Here is a 15885-nt window from a genome sequence, read left to right as displayed (position 1 = left end):
GCGACAGGACCTAGGCGGACGCGCGGCGGACCAGTGTCGTGGGCAGGACGACGCTGGACGGCGCGGGCGCCGACACGCCTCCGGTCAGGGTGCGCAGCAGCAGCCGGGCCATCAGCCGGCCCATCTCCTCGATGTCCTGACGGACCGTCGTCAGCGACGGCGCGGTCTGCTCGGTGACGGGCAGCACGTCGTCGAAGCCGATCACCGCCACGTCCTCGGGCACCCGGCGGCCCCGTTCGCGCAGCACGCGCAGGGCACCGAGCGCGGTGAGGTCGTTGGCGGCGAACACGCCGTCCACGTCCGGGCAGCGGTCGAGGAGTTCGGCCATGGCGCGCTCCCCGCCGGTCGGCGTGAAGTCGCTCGCCACGATCAGCCGTGGGTCGGCCTCCCCCATGACGTCCCGGTAGCCGTCGAGACGGTCGGCCGCCGAGGTCTGGTCCAGGGGGCCGGTGATGTGCGCGATCCGGGTCCGGCCGAGGCCCGCGAGATGGCGTACCGCGTCCCGGGCGCCGCCCCGGTTGTCGCAGTCGACGTACACGGCGTCCTTCGAGCCGTCGCTCCAGCCGGGCCGCCCGCCGAACACGGTGGGGATCTTGGCGCCCTCGATGAGGCCGGGCAGCGGGTCGTCGAGGTGGAGCGAGAAGACGAGGGCGCCGTCGACGTGCCCGCCGGCGAGATAGCGGGCCACGCGCGCGTGGTCGTCCCGGCCTTCGGTGAGCAGCAGCACGAGCTGGTTGTCGTGGGCGGTCAGCTCCTTGCTGATGCCGCGCAGTTGGAGGGCGAAGAAGGGGTCCGTGAAGATCCGGGTCTCGGGTTCGGCGATGACGACGGCGACGGCGTCGTGCCGCCTGGTCACCAGGGAACGGGCCGCCTGGTTGGGTACGTAGCCGAGTTCCGCGACCGCCTGCCGGACCCGTTCGACGAGGGGTTCGCGCACCCCGTCGCCGCCGTTGACGACCCGTGACACGGTGGCCCTGGACACCCCGGCCCGCGCGGCCACGGCCTCCAGCGTGGGGCGCGACACTGCCTCGGACACCTCGGCCCTCCTCGTCGGCGGCTGACGATCAGCATAGCCCCGGGTGAACGGCACGACGTGAGCGCTCCCGTAGCAACGGGCCCGAGCGAAGGGAGACCAACGGCACGGAGGGACCGGTCGGCGGGTGGGGGGGTGGTCGGCGGGCCGGTCAGTGGGTCAGGAGGGCCGGTTGGTGGGTCAGGAGGGGTGGTCGGGGCGGGCTCGGCTCGGCTGGACGCGTTTCGGCTCGCCCGGCATCTTCGGGTACTCGGGCGGGTACGGCAGGTCGCCGAGGCCGTGCTCGTGTTCGTCGCGGCGGGCCAGTTCCAGGAGAGCGTCGAGGGAGAAGGCGTGGTCGTCCATGTCGGCGTGCACGTCGCCGGCTTCGGCGAACCGGGCCGGCATCGTGACGAGGTCGAAGTCCTCCGGGCGGACGTCGTCGACCTCGTCCCAGCGCAGCGGCGCGGAGACGGGGGCGTGGGGGTGGGGCCGCAGGGAGTACGCGGAGGCGATGGTGCGGTCGCGGGCGGTCTGGTTGTAGTCCACGAAGATGCGCTCGCCGCGTTCCTCCTTCCACCACTTGATGGTGACCTGCTCCGGCATCCGGCGTTCCAGTTCGCGGCCCACGGCGATCGCGGCCCGCCGGACCTGGGTGAAGGTCCAGCGGGGTTCGATGGGCACGAAGACGTGCAGGCCACGGCCGCCGGAGGTCTTGGGCCAGCCCCGCAGGCCGCCGAACTCCGCCAGGACCGCCCGCAGTTCGTGGGCGGCGCGGACCGCGTCGGAGAAGCCGGTGCCGGGCTGCGGGTCGAGGTCGATGCGGAGTTCGTCGGGGCTGTCGACGTCGCCGCGGCGGACCGGCCAGGGATGGAAGGTGAGGGTGCCGTACTGCGCCGCCCACACCACGGCGGCCTCCTCGGTGGGGCACATCTCGTCCGCGGTACGGCCGCTGGGGAAGGTGATGTGGGCGGTGGGGATCCAGTCGGGCATGCCCTTGGGCGCGCGTTTCTGGTAGAACCACTCCCCCTCCACGCCGTCCGGATAGCGCTGGAGGGTGGTGGGTCGGTCGCGCAGGGCGCGCAGGATGCCGGGGGCCACGGCCGCGTAGTAGCGGGCGACGTCCAGCTTGGTGAGACCACGTTCCGGGAAGAACACCTTGTCCGGGCTGGACAGCCGCACGGTCCGGCCGGCCACCTCCAGTTGCACCGCATCACCCATGCGGCCACGGTAGGCGTACCCTCCCCGCCCCGCACATCGGCCCGTGCCGCGCGACGAGCGGGCCGTGGTGAGCGCTCGTAGAGTCGGACCCATGGATCTGCCGGTGATGCCGCCCGTCAAGCCGATGCTCGCCAAGCCGGTGGCGAGGATCCCGCCGGACATGCAGTACGAGGCGAAGTGGGACGGCTTCCGCGCGATCGTGTTCCGGGACGGCCCGGAGGTGGAGATCGGCAGCCGTACCGGGAAGTCACTGACGAGGTACTTCCCGGAACTGGTGGCGGCGCTGCCCGAGCGGGTGCCCGAGCGGTGCGTGCTGGACGGGGAGATCGTGATCGCCCGGGAGGGCCGGCTGGACTTCGACGCGCTGTCCGAGCGGATCCATCCGGCCGACTCGCGGGTGCGGACGCTGGCGGAGCGGACGCCCGCCTCCTTCGTCGCCTTCGACCTGCTGGCGCTGGCCGACGAGTCCCTGCTGGACCTCCCGCTGACCGACCGGCGCGCCCTGCTCGACCGGGCCCTGGCCGGAGCGACCCCGCCCGTGCACCTCGCGCCCGCGACGACCGATGCCGAGGTGGCCCGACAGTGGTTCGAGCAGTACGAGGGGGCCGGTCTCGACGGGGTCGTCGCCAAGCCGCTGACGCTGCGGTACCGCCAGGACGAGCGGGCCATGTTCAAGGTCAAGCACGAGCGGACGGCCGACGTCGTGGTGGCGGGCTACCGTCTCCACAAGAGCGGCCCGGTGGTCGGCTCGCTGCTGCTCGGCCTGTACGACGACCGGGGCGCCCTCCAGCACGTGGGTGTGTCCGCCGCGTTCGCGATGAAGCGGCGGGCCGAGCTGATCGAGGAGCTGGCGCCGCTGCGCATGGACGACGTCTCCGGGCATCCGTGGGCCGCCTGGGCGGAGGAGGCCGCCCACGAGTCGGCCCGGCTGCCCGGCGCGCCGAGCCGCTGGTCCGGCAAGAAGGACCTGTCGTGGATCCCGCTGCGGCCGGAGCGGGTGGCGGAGGTGGCGTACGACCACATGGAGAACGGGGCCCGGTTCCGGCACACGGCCCGCTTCCGCCGCTGGCGTCCGGACCGCACGCCGGAGAGCTGCACGTACGCCCAGTTGGAGGAGCCGGTGCGGTACGACCTCACGGAGATCCTGGGGTCGTAGCTTGCGGCGCGCGATCGGAATCGACCGGGTATGGCCACCGATGACCCGTTGAGCACACAATCAGGGGGACGAACGGGGTGGCGACGGTGGGGATGCGACAGGGGGCGCCGACGCGCCGGACGGTACTGACCGGGGCGGCCGCGCTGGCGGCCGCCCTCACCGCGGGGTGCACCCGGCACGGTACGGCCGACGACGGCCGCGCACCGCACGGCAGCCCGGCACCGCACGGCACCCCGGCACCGAGCGCCCCCGCACCGAGCGGGCGGACCGCCGCCGGCCCGGTGCTGGCCGTGAAGATCGACAATGTCGCCGCGGCCCGCCCCCAGACCGGACTGGACGCGGCGGACGTGGTGTACGCGGAGCAGGTGGAGGGCGGCCTCAGCCGGCTGATGGCGGTGTACGCGAGCACGCTGCCGGAGGTCGTGGGACCGGTCCGCAGCGCTCGCGAGTCGGACCTGGAACTGCTGCGTCAGTTCGGCCGGCCGACGCTCGCCTTCTCCGGCGCCCAGCGCAAGCTGCTCCCCCTGATCGAGAGGGCGCCCCTGCGGCCGGAGACCCCGGACGACGCGCCCGGCGCCTACTACCGGGGCGGCGGCAGACCGGCCCCGCACAACCTGTATCTCCGTCCGGCACGGCTGATGACCGACGGGGCACCCGGCAGGGCGGCGCTCCCCGCCGGCTTCCGTCACGGCCCGGCCCCGGCCGGCGGCACGGTCACGGCCGCGCGTACCGTGCGGTACCCGTCGGCCCGCTTCACCTTCACCTGGTCGGCCGGCCGGCACCGGTGGCTGGTGTCGATGGACGGCACCCCGGCCCGGACGGCGGCCGGGAAGCGACTGGCGCCGGCGACGGTCGTGGTGCAGTACGTGCGGGTGACCACGTCCCGGTACCACGACGTGCTCGGCAACCACACGCCGTACACCCGGACGGTGGGGTCGGGGAGGGCCGAAGTGCTGCGCGACGGCCGCTCGTTCGAGGCCACCTGGGACCGCCCGGCGGCCACGGACGGCACCGCCTTCACCGGGACGGACGGCCGTCCCGTGGACTTCGCCGACGGACAGGTGTGGGTGGTGTTCGCCGCGGCCTAGCCCTGCGGGACCAGGGGCTCCGCGGGGTTGCGCAGCCCCTCGGCCGCGTCCGAGACGCGGCGGATCAGGTCGAAGAACTGGGCCTGCTCCGCGGCCGAGAGCGGGGCCAGGAAGACCTGGTTCATGCGGGCGGTGCGCACGGCGAGCTTGCGGTGGGTGCGCAGCCCGTCGTCGGTGGGGCGCAGCAGGGAGCGGCGGCCGTCCTGCGGGTCGCGGACCTTGTCGAGGAGTCCGCGCCGGCCGAGCCGGCTGATGACCTCGGCGATGGTCGACCGGTCGAGACCGACCCGCTCCCCCACGGTCCGCTGGTCCAGCCCCGGCTCGGCGACCAGCGCGTTCAGGACCGCGAACTGCGGCGAGGTGATCTCCTCCGACACCATCGTGTTCCACAGCAGGTAGTGGGCCTGCTGGAGGCGCCGGGCCAGGTGCCCGGGGTGGGTGGTGAGATCCACCGCGGCCATATGCGCTCCCAAGGTCCGAATTCGTTGGTGCACTGAACAATACTCGTGGCCACCTCTCCTGTCTCCACGCCCGTCTGCCATCGCCCGAGGTCTTGACGGGTGGCGAGAGCGATGGCAGCGTGAAGGACATCTCGCTGAAATACTCAGTGCCCTGATTAATTCAGAGATGGGGCTGCACGGATGGACAAGGTGGTCGCCACGGCCGAGGAGGCGGTGGCCGATGTTGTGGACGGCGCGTCCCTGGCGGTGGGTGGTTTCGGGCTGAGCGGTGTCCCGAACGTGCTGATCGGCGCGTTGTACGAGCGTGGTGTGACGGGCCTGAGCGTGGTCTCGAACAACTGCGGGGCGATGGAGACGGGTCTCGCGGTGTTGCTGGCGGCGGGCCGGATCGCCCGGGTGACGGGGTCGTACATCGGGGCGAACAAGGAGTTCGCGCGTCAGTACCTGGCGGGTGAGCTGGAGGTGGAGCTGATCCCGCAGGGGACGCTGGCGGAGCGGCTGCGGGCCGGGGGTGCGGGGATCCCGGCGTTCTACACCCCGGCGGGGGTGGGCACCCAGGTCGCCGAGGGCGGTCTGCCGTGGCGGTACGACGGCTCCGGCGGGGTGGCGCTGGCCTCTCCGGTGAAGGAGGTGCGGGAGTTCGACGGCACCGAGTACGTGCTGGAGCGGGGCATCCGCACGGACTTCGCGCTGGTGCGGGCGGCGAAGGGCGACCGGCACGGGAACCTGGTCTTCAACAAGTCCACCCGTAACTTCAACCCGCTCGCGGCGATGGCCGGGAAGGTCACGGTCGCGGAGGTGGAGGAGCTGGTCGAGCCGGGTGAGATCGACCCGGACGCGGTGCACCTGCCGGGGATCTTCGTGCAGCGTGTCGTGGCGCTGACGGCGGAGCAGGCGGCGGACAAGAAGATCGAGCAGCGGACGGTGAGCAGCTGATGGCCTGGACGCGCGAGGAGATGGCCGCGCGGGCGGCCCGCGAGCTGAGGGACGGCCAGTACGTCAACCTCGGCATCGGCCTGCCCACGCTCATCCCGAACTATCTCCCGGAGGGTGTGGAGGTGGTCCTGGAGTCGGAGAACGGCATCCTGGGCACCGGCCCGTACCCGGCCGAGGACGCCGTGGACCCGGACCTGATCAACGCCGGGAAGGAAACCGTCACGGTGCTGCCGGGCGCGTCCTTCTTCGATTCGGCGCTGTCGTTCTCGATGATCCGGGGCGGCCACATCGACGTCGCCGTGCTGGGCGCGATGCAGGTCTCCGCGCGGGGTGATCTGGCGAACTGGGCGATCCCGGGGAAGCTGGTCACGGGGATCGGCGGGGCGATGGACCTGGTGCACGGCGCGCGGACGGTGATCGTGGTGATGACGCACACCGCGAAGGACGGCTCGGCGAAGATCCTCACCGAGTGCGCGCTGCCGCTGACCGGCAAGGCGTGCGTCGACCGGATCATCACCGACCTGGGCGTGATCGACGTGACCGACGACGGCCTGGTGCTGGTGGAGACCGCGCCCGGGGTCGGTGTCGAGGAGATCACCGCGAAGACCGACGCCAAGCTGATCGTCCCGGAGGGCCTGCTGTGAACACGGTGTACATCGTCGACGCGGTCCGCACGCCCGTCGGCCGCTACAACGGCGGTCTCGCGGGTGTGCGCCCGGACGACCTGGCCGCCCACGCGATCCGGGAACTCCTCGCCCGCACCCCGGACCTGGATCCGGCCCGGATCGAGGACGTCTACTTCGGCAACGCCAACGGCGCCGGTGAGGAGAACCGCAACGTGGGCCGGATGGCCGCGCTGCTGGCGGGCCTTCCGACGTCGGTCCCGGGTGTGACCGTCAACCGGCTGTGCGCGTCCGGACTCGAGGCGGTCATCCAGGCGGCCCGCGCGATCGCCGTCGGGGACGCCTCGATCGCGGTGGCGGGCGGCGTCGAGTCGATGACCCGGGCGCCGTACGTACTGCCCAAGAACGACCGGCCGTTCCCGGCCGGGCATGCCGAGCTGTACTCGACCACGCTGGGCTGGCGGATGGTCAACCCGGGGATGGACCCGCAGTGGACCATCCCGCTGGGCGAGTCGGCGGAGCGCATCGCCGACAAGCACAAGATCAGCCGCGAGCAGCAGGACGAGTTCGCCCTCGCCTCCCACCGGAAGGCGGCCGCCGCGCAGGAACAGGGCCTGTTCGACGCCGAGTCGGCGCCGGTGTCCGTTCCGCAGCGCAAGGGCGACCCGGTGGTCTTCGGCGCGGACGAGTGCGTACGGCCGGACGCCTCCCTGGCCGCGATGGCCAAGCTCAAGCCGTCCTTCCGCGAGGAGGGCGGGACGGTGACCGCGGGGAACGCGTCACCGCTCAACGACGGTGCGGCGGCGTTGCTGCTGACCGACGAGGAGGGGCTGAAAGCGCTCGGGCGGGAGCCACTGGCCCGGGTCTCCGCGACCGGCGTGCACGCGCTGGACCCCGACTACTTCGGGCTCGCGCCCGTGGAGGCCGTCAACCGCGCGCTGGCCAGGGCGGGCAAGGGGTTTGACGATCTGTCGGTTCTCGAGCTGAACGAGGCGTTCGCGGCGCAGGTGCTCGGATGTGTCGCCGAGTGGCCGGAGTTCGATCCGGCGATTCTCAATCCGCAGGGTGGTGCCATCGCGTTGGGGCATCCGTTGGGTGCGTCGGGGGCTCGGCTGGCGGGGACGGTGGCGCACCAACTGGCGCGGCGTGGGAGCGGTGTCGGTGTGGCCACGCTGTGCATCGGCGTCGGGCAAGGACTCGCGCTTGTTCTCGAACGATAGGCCATATACCGCCCGCGGGTTGCGTTGTGGCTTGTCGCGCAGTTCCCCGTGCCCCTGAAGGGGCGCTTACAGCTAGGACTTTCAATGACACTCACCCAGGCCGACATCGACCTCGAGATCGCCGCCGAGCACGCCGCCTACGAGAAGCGCGTGGCCGAAGGCGGAGCCGTAGAACACCATCCCCGGCGGGACTACGCCCCCTACCGGTCCTCCCTGCTCCGGTATCCGAAGCAGCCCCCCGTCGCCATCGACACCAGCAAGGACCCGGAGCTGGTGGAGCTGCACTCCCCCGCGTTCGGGGAGCGGGACATCACCGGGATAGACAACGACCTGACCCGGCAGCACCAGGGCGAGCCGATCGGGGAGCGGATCACCGTCTCCGGGCGGCTGCTCGACCGGGACGGGCGGCCGGTCCGGGGGCAGCTGATCGAGATCTGGCAGGCCAACTCGGCCGGCCGGTACGCGCATCAGCGTGAGCAGCACGACGCCCCGCTGGATCCGAACTTCACGGGTGTCGGCCGTACGATCACCGACGCCGACGGGGGCTACCACTTCACCACCGTCCAGCCGGGCCCCTACCCCTGGCGCAACCACCTCAACGCCTGGCGTCCGGCGCACATCCACTTCTCGATGTTCGGCTCGGCGTTCACGCAGCGGCTGGTGACGCAGATGTACTTCCCGAGCGACCCGCTGTTCCCGTACGACCCGATCATCCAGTCGGTGACGGACGACGCGGCCCGGCAGCGGCTGGTCGCGACATACGACCACAGCCTGTCCGTGCCCGAGTTCTCGATGGGCTATCACTGGGACATCGTGCTGGACGGCCCGAACGCCACCTGGATCGAAGAAGGACGCTGACCTGCCATGACGAAGACCGACACGAGCAGCGCGGAGACCGTGCTGCCCACCCCGTCGCACACGGTCGGCCCGTTCTACGGCTACGCGCTGCCCTTCCGCGGCGGCGAGGACATCGCGCCCCTCGGCCACCCGGACACGGTCACCGTGCACGGGTACGTCCTGGACGGCGAGGGCAACCCGCTGCCGGACGCGTTCGTGGAGCTGTGGGGCGCCGACCCGGACGGGAACGTGTCCACCACGGACGGTTCGATCCGGCGTGACCCGGCCAGCGGTGCCTACCTCGGCCGCAACGGCGTGGAGTTCACCGGCTGGGGCCGGATCCAGACCGACGCCGACGGGCACTGGTACGCGCGGACGCTGCGGCCCGGCGCCCGTGGCGACAGCGCGCCCTACCTCAGTGCGTGCGTGTTCGCGCGCGGACTGCTGGTGCATCTGTTCACCCGGATCTACCTGCCGGGCGACGACGCGGCGCTCGGCGCCGATCCGCTGCTCACCCGGGTCGGCGAGCGACGCGACACGCTGATCGCCGTCGAGGAGGGCAACCGGACCTACCGTTTCGACATCCGCCTCCAGGGCGAGGGCGAGACGGTCTTCTTGGAGTACCGGTGACGTACGCCGGAGGTGACACGGGGCTGCTCGGCCCCGGCTGGTCCGGTTCCGCGGCCGCGGCCGCGACCGGCGACACCGCGTTCCTGCGGGCGCTGCTGGACGCGGAGGCGGCCCTCACCCGTGCCCAGGCCACGCTCGGGCTGGCCCCGGCCGGGGCCGCGGCCGCGGTGACCGAGGCGGCCGACCCGGCCCGCTTCGACGTCGGCGGCCTCGCCGAGCGGGCCCGCGCGGGCGGCAACCCGGTCATCCCGCTGGTCGCCGACCTGACGAAGGCGGCCGGCGCGGAGCACGGGCCGTATGTCCACCGGGGCGCGACCAGCCAGGACATCATGGACACGGCGACGATGCTGGTCGCCGCCCGCACCCTGGACCTGGTGCTCGACGACCTCGGACGCACCGAGGCGGCCCTGGCGCGGACGGCCGCCGAGCACCGGGACACCCCGATGCCCGGACGCACGCTCACCCAGCACGCGGTACCGACGACGTTCGGGCTGAAGGCGGCCGGCTGGCGTGCGCTGGTGCTCGACGCCCGCGACCGCACGGTGCGGGTGCGGGCGTCGCTGCCCGTTCAGCTCGGGGGCGCGGCAGGCACCCTGGCCGCCTTCGGAGCGTACGGCGCCGCCGACCCGGTGGCGCTGCCCGAGGCCTACGCCCGTGAACTCGCCCTCGCCGCCCCGCCGCTGCCCTGGCACACCCTGCGCACGCCCGTCGCCGATCTCGGCGGCTGCCTGGCCTTCACGGCCGGCGCCCTGGGCAAGATCGCCGCCGATGTGCTGACGCTGTCCCGGACCGAGATCGGTGAGGTCTCCGAGGGCGGCGGGGGCGGTTCGTCGGCGATGCCGCACAAGGCGAACCCGGTCCGGTCCACGCTGATCGCGGCGGCCGCCCGGCGGGCCCCGCAGCTCGCCGCCGTCCTGTACGGCTCGCTGGTCGCGGAGGACGAGCGGCCGGCCGGCGCCTGGCACGCCGAGTGGGAACCGTTGCGGGACCTGCTGCGGACGGTGGGCGGCGCGGCCCGGGACGCGGCGGAGCTGGCGGAGGGGCTGCGGGTGCACCCGGCGGTGATGCGCGAGCACCTGGGGCTCACCGACGGGCTGATCGTCTCGGAGCGGCTGTCCGCCGGGCTGGCCCCCGTGCTGGGCCGGGCCCGGGCGAAGGAGCTGCTCACCGAAGTCGCCTCCCGTACCCGCACCGAGCACCGGACGCTGCGTGAACTCCTCTCGGAGGAAGCCGAGTTGAAGGACCTGGACCTCGACGACCTCACCGACCCCGCCCGCTACACCGGCGCCGCCGGTGCTCTCACCGACCGTGCTCTGGAGCGACGTTGACCGAGAACCTTCTCCACCACCGCGTCGAGGGCTCCGCTTCGGCGCCGCCGCTGCTGCTCGGCCCGTCCCTGGGTACCTCGTACGCCCTCTGGGACGCCGTGGCGCCCGAGCTGTCGGCCGGTCACCGGGTGGTCCGCTGGGACCTGCCGGGGCACGGCGGTTCGGCGGCCGGTCTGATCGAGCCGGGCGCCACCGTGGGCGATCTGGCCGGCCTGGTGCTCGCGCTCGCCGACTCGCTGGGCATCGACCGGTTCGCGTACGCGGGCGTCTCGCTGGGCGGGGCCGTGGGACTGCACCTGGCCGTCCACCACCCGGACCGGCTGGAGAGTCTGGCCGCGATCTGTTCCTCGGCCCACTTCGGCGGGTCCGCTCCCTGGGAGGAGCGGGCCGGGCGGGTGCGCCGGGAGGGCGTGGAGTGGCTGGCGGAGAACGCCCCCGCCCGCTGGTTCACGTCCGGCTTCACCGTGCCGCGGCTGGTCGAGGACCAGCGGGCGGCCGACCCGGAGGCGTATGCCGCCTGCTGCGACGCGCTGGCCGCCTTCGATCTGCGCGACCGGCTCGGTGGGATCGCCGTCCGCACCCTGCTGATCGCGGGCCGGCAGGACCCCGCGACCCCGCCGCCGCATCTGCGTGAGATCGCGGACGCGGTACCGGCGTCCACGCTGGTCGAGCTGCCCGGGGCCGCGCACCTGGCGCCCGCGGAGTGCCCGGAGGCGGTCCTCACCGCGCTCCGCGCCCACCTGGACGGAGGCGCGCTGCGGGGCATGGCGGTACGCCGGGAGGTGCTGGGCGACGCGCACGTGGACCGGGCGCAGGCTCGCCAGACGCCGTTCACGGCCCGCTTCCAGGACTTCATCTCGCGCTACGCCTGGGGCGAGATCTGGACCGACCCCACCCTCTCCCGCCGCGAGCGCAGCATGATCACCCTCACCGCGCTGGTCGCCCACGGGCACTACGAGGAGCTGGCGATGCATGTGCGGGCCGCCCGGCGCAACGGGCTCAGCCCGGAGGAGATCGGCGCGGTGCTCCTCCAGACGGCCGTCTACTGCGGTGTCCCGGCGGCGAACTCGGCGTTCGCGGCGGCCCAGCGGGTGCTGGCGGAGGAAGCGGAGGCAGCGACGGAAGCGGAGGCAGCGGGGAAAGCGGCGGAACCGGAAGAAGAGGGGTGACCAGACCGTCGGCGGTACCGGCGTTCGTCCCGGCCGCCGACCCGCGGCCGCCGTCGAGGAAGACCCGTCAGCGCAGCCCGCGCCCCGTCTCCAGTACCTCTCGCGCCTGGGCGACCAGCCCGTCCGCGCCGCACGACCGCGCCAGTGCCAGCCCGCGGTTCAGTTCGGCCACGGACCGGGCGGCGATCCCGTACTCCACCCGCGCCGCCGCGTGCTCGTACTGGCAGGGCGAGGCCTCCAGATAGGCCACCGCCTGCGACGCGAGCCGTACCTGCCGCTGCCCGGTCTCCAGCGCCGCGGCGCACCGCAGGGCCTCGCCGATGGCCGTGTCGGTGCCGAACCGCTCCGCCTGCCGTCGGGCGTCGGCGGCCAGCCGGGCCGCCCGTACCGGGTCCTCGTTCGCGAGCGCCCGCGCGAGGTCGAGTGCCCACGGCACCACCACGGGGTTGAAGTGACCGCGCGCGGCCGCCGCCTTCTCCGCCGCCTCCAGTTCGTTGACGGCCTCCGCCCTGCGGCCGACGGCGAGCAACAGCCGGCCGCGTACCGACCTCGGGTCCGGCATCACGATGGTGGAGGGGTAGGGCGGGGCGAAGCCGTACTGCTCCGCGGTCGCCCAGGCCTGCTCGACATGGCCGCGGGCGAGCAGCGTGTCCACGAGGTTGCAGGTGGCGGTCCAGTACAGGGGCAGCCGGCGGCCCACCCGTTCGGCGATCCGCAGGGACTCCCGCAGGGAGGTCTCCGCGTCCCGCAGCCGCCCCCGCCTGCGGTGGCCGAGGCCGACGTACGCATGGGCGAGGGCGAGGTGGCCGCCGCTCCAGCCGGCCGACTCGTAGGCGCGCAGACCCTCGTTGTACAGGGCCTCCGCGCGGTCGAGGCGGTCGGTGTACACGTAGGCGTTGGCGAGCATCAGGAGGAGTTCGATGCCCCACTCGGTGTCCGTCCAGCCGAGTCCGGGCGCGAGCCGGCCGTTGACCAGGGCACGGTCGCACAGTTCGACGACCTCCTCGGCGCTCTCGCCCTGGATGAGCAGGTCGAAGCCGCGCAGCATGAGCAGGGCGCGCTCGGAGTTGTCGCGGCCGGTGCAGGTGTCCGCGAGAGCGGCGAGGCGTTCGGAGCGGTGCGGGGAGACGGCCTCGCCCGCGATGCCCTCCCACATGAACTGGACGGCCTGGAGCCGGAGTCTGGCGGGCCCTTCGTCATGGCGGGCGGCCTCCGCCTCGACCGTGCGGACGGCCTCCTCCAGCTGGTCGTTGTGGAGGAGGGCCTGGGAGAGGCGGAAGACTGCGTCGACGCGCTCGGCGCCGGCGAGACCGGACATGCCGAGCGCGCTCTGTAGGTGCCCGATGGTGACGACGGGCTTGGTGAGCAGGGTGGCGCAGCCCAGTTCGTAGAGGACGCGCGCGTGGACCTCGGGCAGGGGCGGTTCGAGGAGCGCCCGTTCGAGGCAGCGGCGCGCCGCGTCCGGGGCGCCGACGGCGAGGTGTTCCTTGGCCGCGTCCCGCAGCTGTTCGACGAGTTCCTCGTCGTCGTCCGGATGCACCTTGAGCAGGTGCCGGGAGGCCTCGGCGATGCCCCGGCCGTCGTCGATGACGATCTGGGCGGCGATGCCGTGCATGGCGGTGCACATCGCGGGCGGGATGGAGTTGTAGACGGCCGTGGCGATCAGCGGGTGGACGAATTCCAGGTCGCCGGCGTGGGACCGGGAGCCGGCCGGGTCGGGCGCGGTGAGGATACGCGCGTTGCGCAGCAGTTCGGCGCAGCGCTCGGCGTCCTCGACGGTCATGCTGGCGAGCTGGGCGACGAGGTCGACGGAGATACCGGTACCGAGGATGGCGGCGGCCCAGGCGAACCGGGTGGCGTCGACGCCGAGTCCTTCGAGCCGGGTGACCAGTCCGCCGCCGCGGGCGGAGCGGTTCAGGGCGCGCAGTTCCCCGGCCCTGGCCTCGACGGGTTCGACCTCGCTGTCCTGGACCTTGGCGAGGAGTTCCACGGTCTCGTAGGGGTTGCCGCCGGTCACGGCCCAGACCTCGCGGCAGAACGGGGCGTCGGCGTGCGCGCCGAGGGTGGCGCGGGTGAGGCCGGCGGTGGCGTCCGGGGTGAGGGCGGTGAGGCCGCGCACGGTGTGGCCGGCCGCGGCGGCCACGGCGTCGAGGTAGCGGGCGCTGTCGCCGCTCACCTCGCCGGGCCTGCGGGCGACCAGGACCAGGACGGAGAGGTCGTCGAGGCGTTCGACGAAGGCGGCGAGCCAGGCCAGGGTCTCCTGGTCGGCCCAGTGCGCGTCGTCGATCAGCAGGACCAGCGGCCAGTCGCGTTTGGCGAGCCGGCGGACGGCGGCGACCAGGCCGTCGCAGACGCCCTGCGGGTCGGCCTGGCGGTCGCCGGGGTCCGTGATGCCGAGGGCGGGTCCCGCGATGTCGTACCAGTCGCCGAGGTACTCCCGGGCCTCCTCGGGCAGCAGGGAGACCAGGGCGGGCTGGAGCAGCTGCCGTACCACGTGGAAGGGCACGCTGCGCAGGGTCTCGACACCACGTGTGGACCAGACGGTCCAGCCGCGGCGCTCCGCCATCCGGCGGGTCTCGGCCAGCAGCGCGGTCTTGCCGAGCCCGGCCTCGCCGCGCAGCACCAGCAGGTTCCCGGTGGTGGAGCCGTCGTCGCCCAGCGCGTCAAGTGCCTCGGTGATGGCGGCGAGTTCGGCGTCGCGCTCCCAGAGGGGTGCCGAGGCGTCCCCCGGGAGCTGTTCCTCCGTCATCCCGCTACCTCCCCAAGTCGCCCGAACGACGTACAGACCACGAGCGTAGCCGTCCGGTTGGCTGTCCGGAGGCGGGTCCGGGCAGCTGTTGCCGTGACGGGTGAAGGCGGTGCGGCGGGACGACGCGTGTCGGCCCCGACCTGCCGGTGTTCAGCTGACGCACCGTCAATAGTCGGCACATGAATCTGGTTTTCGAGGATCGAGCGGCCACCGGGCGGAACCGGCCGCTCCGGGCGCTGGCCGCGGGCTCGGTCGGCAACTTCATCGAGTGGTACGAGTTCGCCGTCTACGGCTTCGTCGCGACGGTCGTCGCCGAGCGGTTCTTCACTCCGGAGGGCGGTAGCGCGGCCGAGGGGCTGGTGCGCACCTACGCCTCGTTCGGGCTGGCGTTCTTCTTCCGTCCGCTGGGCGCGGCCCTGTTCGGCCGGCTGGCCGACCGGCACGGGCGGCGGCCGGTGCTGATCCTCATGGTGGCGCTGATGACGGGGGCCACGGCGCTGATCGGGCTGCTGCCGACGTATGCGCAGGCGGGTGCGGCGGCGCCCTGGCTGCTGACGTTCCTGAGGGTGATTCAGGGACTGTCGGCGGGCGGTGAGTTCGGGGGCGCGGTGGCGATGCTGACCGAGTACGCGCCGCCGGGGCGCCGAGGGCTGTACGGGGCATGGCAGTCGTTCACCGTGGCACTGGGGCTGCTCGGCGGGGTGGGTGTCGCGGTCGGACTGTCCGTGCTGCTGACCGGACATCAGTTCGTTGTCTGGGGATGGCGGTTGCCGTTCCTGCTGGCGCTCCCCCTGGGTGCGCTGGCGCTGTGGCTGCGGGCGGGGCTGGACGAGACACCGGAGTTCCGGGAGCCGGCCGTGACGGGCGTGCGGGTGTCGGCGGGGGCGATCGCGCTGGCCGCCGGACGGGTGACGGGCTGGTCGGCGGCCGGGTACACGTTCCTGGTCGTGCTGCCGTCGTACCTCCAGACCACCCTGCACACCGGTTTCCGGGCGGCGCTGCTGGCGACCGCGCTGGCGAACCTGGGGTTCGCGGCGGCGATCCTCCCGGCGGGGCTGCTCAGCGACCGGGTGGGGCGGCGGCCGGTGATGCTCGCGGGCGCCGGGCTCGTGGTGCTGCTGGCGCTGCCGCTGCTCAACCTGCTCCAGGACGCGGGGACTTCGGGGGCGGTGAAGGGTGCGGCCCTGTGCGGCGCGGGTGTGCTGGTGGGGCTGATGGCCGGGCCGGGGCCCGCGCTGCTGGCCGAGATGTTCCCGGCGCGGACCCGCTGCACGGGTCTGGGACTCGCCTACGCCCTGTCCAATGCCGTGTTCTCGGGCTGTGCGGGTCTCATCATCACGGAGGCGGTACGGCGCACCGGGAACCCGGACGTCCCCGGTTACTACGCGGCGGCGGCCTGCGCGGTCAGCGTCCTGGCGCTCCTCGCGGCGCCCCGGCGGAAGGCGGGTTGAGACA

14 protein-coding genes are annotated in these 15885 nt (G+C 73.2%); 10 read left to right on the top strand and 4 right to left on the bottom strand.

Annotation, left to right across the window (positions count from 1 at the left end; genetic code table 11):
• Positions 1 to 10: 10 nt before the first annotated feature.
• Positions 11 to 1036, bottom strand: coding sequence for a LacI family DNA-binding transcriptional regulator (locus tag AAW13_RS10450; RefSeq protein WP_046728501.1), 1026 nt, complete (start codon positions 1034 to 1036; stop codon positions 11 to 13).
• A 177-nt stretch (positions 1037 to 1213) separates the two neighbouring features.
• The gene (gene ligD, locus AAW13_RS10445; protein ID WP_046728500.1) at positions 1214 to 2233 is read right to left on the bottom strand and encodes a non-homologous end-joining DNA ligase; all 1020 of its coding nucleotides are present in this window, start codon (positions 2231 to 2233) and stop codon (positions 1214 to 1216) included.
• 91 nt (positions 2234 to 2324) lie between these two features.
• Here ligD and AAW13_RS10440 point away from each other — a divergent pair, with 91 nt between their 5' ends.
• Entirely contained in the window at positions 2325 to 3389 is a 1065-nt protein-coding gene (locus tag AAW13_RS10440; RefSeq protein ID WP_046728499.1) for an ATP-dependent DNA ligase, read from the top strand.
• A gap of 92 nt (positions 3390 to 3481) precedes the next feature.
• Positions 3482 to 4477: a DUF3048 domain-containing protein gene (locus tag AAW13_RS10435; protein WP_046728498.1), complete on the top strand. Its 996-nt coding sequence runs from the start codon at positions 3482 to 3484 to the stop codon at positions 4475 to 4477.
• On the opposite strand, the gene AAW13_RS10430 is transcribed toward AAW13_RS10435, so the two are convergent.
• Positions 4474 to 4938: a MarR family winged helix-turn-helix transcriptional regulator gene (locus tag AAW13_RS10430; RefSeq protein WP_046728497.1), complete on the bottom strand. Its 465-nt coding sequence runs from the start codon at positions 4936 to 4938 to the stop codon at positions 4474 to 4476. The two genes, AAW13_RS10435 and AAW13_RS10430, sit on opposite strands and share 4 nt — an antisense overlap.
• Before the next feature lie 180 nt (positions 4939 to 5118).
• Here AAW13_RS10430 and AAW13_RS10425 point away from each other — a divergent pair, with 180 nt between their 5' ends.
• The 7 genes from AAW13_RS10425 to pcaDC all read left to right on the top strand — a co-directional run bounded on the left by AAW13_RS10425 (position 5119) and on the right by pcaDC (position 11681).
• Positions 5119 to 5874: a CoA transferase subunit A gene (locus AAW13_RS10425; RefSeq protein WP_046728496.1), complete on the top strand. Its 756-nt coding sequence runs from the start codon at positions 5119 to 5121 to the stop codon at positions 5872 to 5874.
• The gene (locus tag AAW13_RS10420) at positions 5874 to 6518 is read left to right on the top strand and encodes a CoA transferase subunit B (RefSeq protein WP_046728495.1); all 645 of its coding nucleotides are present in this window, start codon (positions 5874 to 5876) and stop codon (positions 6516 to 6518) included. Before AAW13_RS10425 ends, AAW13_RS10420 begins: the two co-directional genes overlap by 1 nt.
• The gene (locus AAW13_RS10415; RefSeq protein ID WP_046728494.1) at positions 6515 to 7717 is read left to right on the top strand and encodes a thiolase family protein; all 1203 of its coding nucleotides are present in this window, start codon (positions 6515 to 6517) and stop codon (positions 7715 to 7717) included. Before AAW13_RS10420 ends, AAW13_RS10415 begins: the two co-directional genes overlap by 4 nt.
• A gap of 84 nt (positions 7718 to 7801) precedes the next feature.
• Positions 7802 to 8575, top strand: a complete 774-nt coding sequence (gene pcaH, locus AAW13_RS10410) for a protocatechuate 3,4-dioxygenase subunit beta (RefSeq protein ID WP_046728493.1) — start codon at positions 7802 to 7804, stop codon at positions 8573 to 8575.
• Between the two features lie 6 nt (positions 8576 to 8581).
• Positions 8582 to 9184 carry a protocatechuate 3,4-dioxygenase subunit alpha gene (gene pcaG / locus AAW13_RS10405; protein ID WP_046728492.1) on the top strand — a complete coding sequence of 201 codons (603 nt, stop codon included), beginning with the start codon at positions 8582 to 8584 and terminating at the stop codon, positions 9182 to 9184.
• A complete protein-coding gene (pcaB, locus tag AAW13_RS10400; RefSeq protein ID WP_046728491.1) occupies positions 9181 to 10512 on the top strand; it encodes a 3-carboxy-cis,cis-muconate cycloisomerase in 1332 nt (443 codons plus the stop codon). Before pcaG ends, pcaB begins: the two co-directional genes overlap by 4 nt.
• Positions 10509 to 11681, top strand: a complete 1173-nt coding sequence (gene pcaDC / locus AAW13_RS10395) for a bifunctional 3-oxoadipate enol-lactonase/4-carboxymuconolactone decarboxylase PcaDC (protein WP_046728490.1) — start codon at positions 10509 to 10511, stop codon at positions 11679 to 11681. The genes pcaB and pcaDC overlap by 4 nt, the downstream gene beginning before the upstream one ends.
• Positions 11682 to 11748: 67 nt before the next feature.
• Here pcaDC and AAW13_RS10390 read toward each other — a convergent pair whose 3' ends face one another.
• Positions 11749 to 14430 carry an ATP-binding protein gene (locus tag AAW13_RS10390; protein ID WP_046728489.1) on the bottom strand — a complete coding sequence of 894 codons (2682 nt, stop codon included), beginning with the start codon at positions 14428 to 14430 and terminating at the stop codon, positions 11749 to 11751.
• A 179-nt stretch (positions 14431 to 14609) separates the two neighbouring features.
• On the opposite strand from AAW13_RS10390, the gene AAW13_RS10385 reads away from it, so the two are divergent.
• Positions 14610 to 15881: an MFS transporter gene (locus AAW13_RS10385; RefSeq protein ID WP_046728488.1), complete on the top strand. Its 1272-nt coding sequence runs from the start codon at positions 14610 to 14612 to the stop codon at positions 15879 to 15881.
• Positions 15882 to 15885: the final 4 nt, after the last annotated feature.

Source organism: Streptomyces humi (genome assembly GCF_001005085.2).
Classification (GTDB): domain Bacteria; phylum Actinomycetota; class Actinomycetes; order Streptomycetales; family Streptomycetaceae; genus Streptomyces; species Streptomyces humi.
Note: the sequence above shows the minus strand (reverse complement) of the source record. Positions and strands in the feature narration are given on the sequence as shown.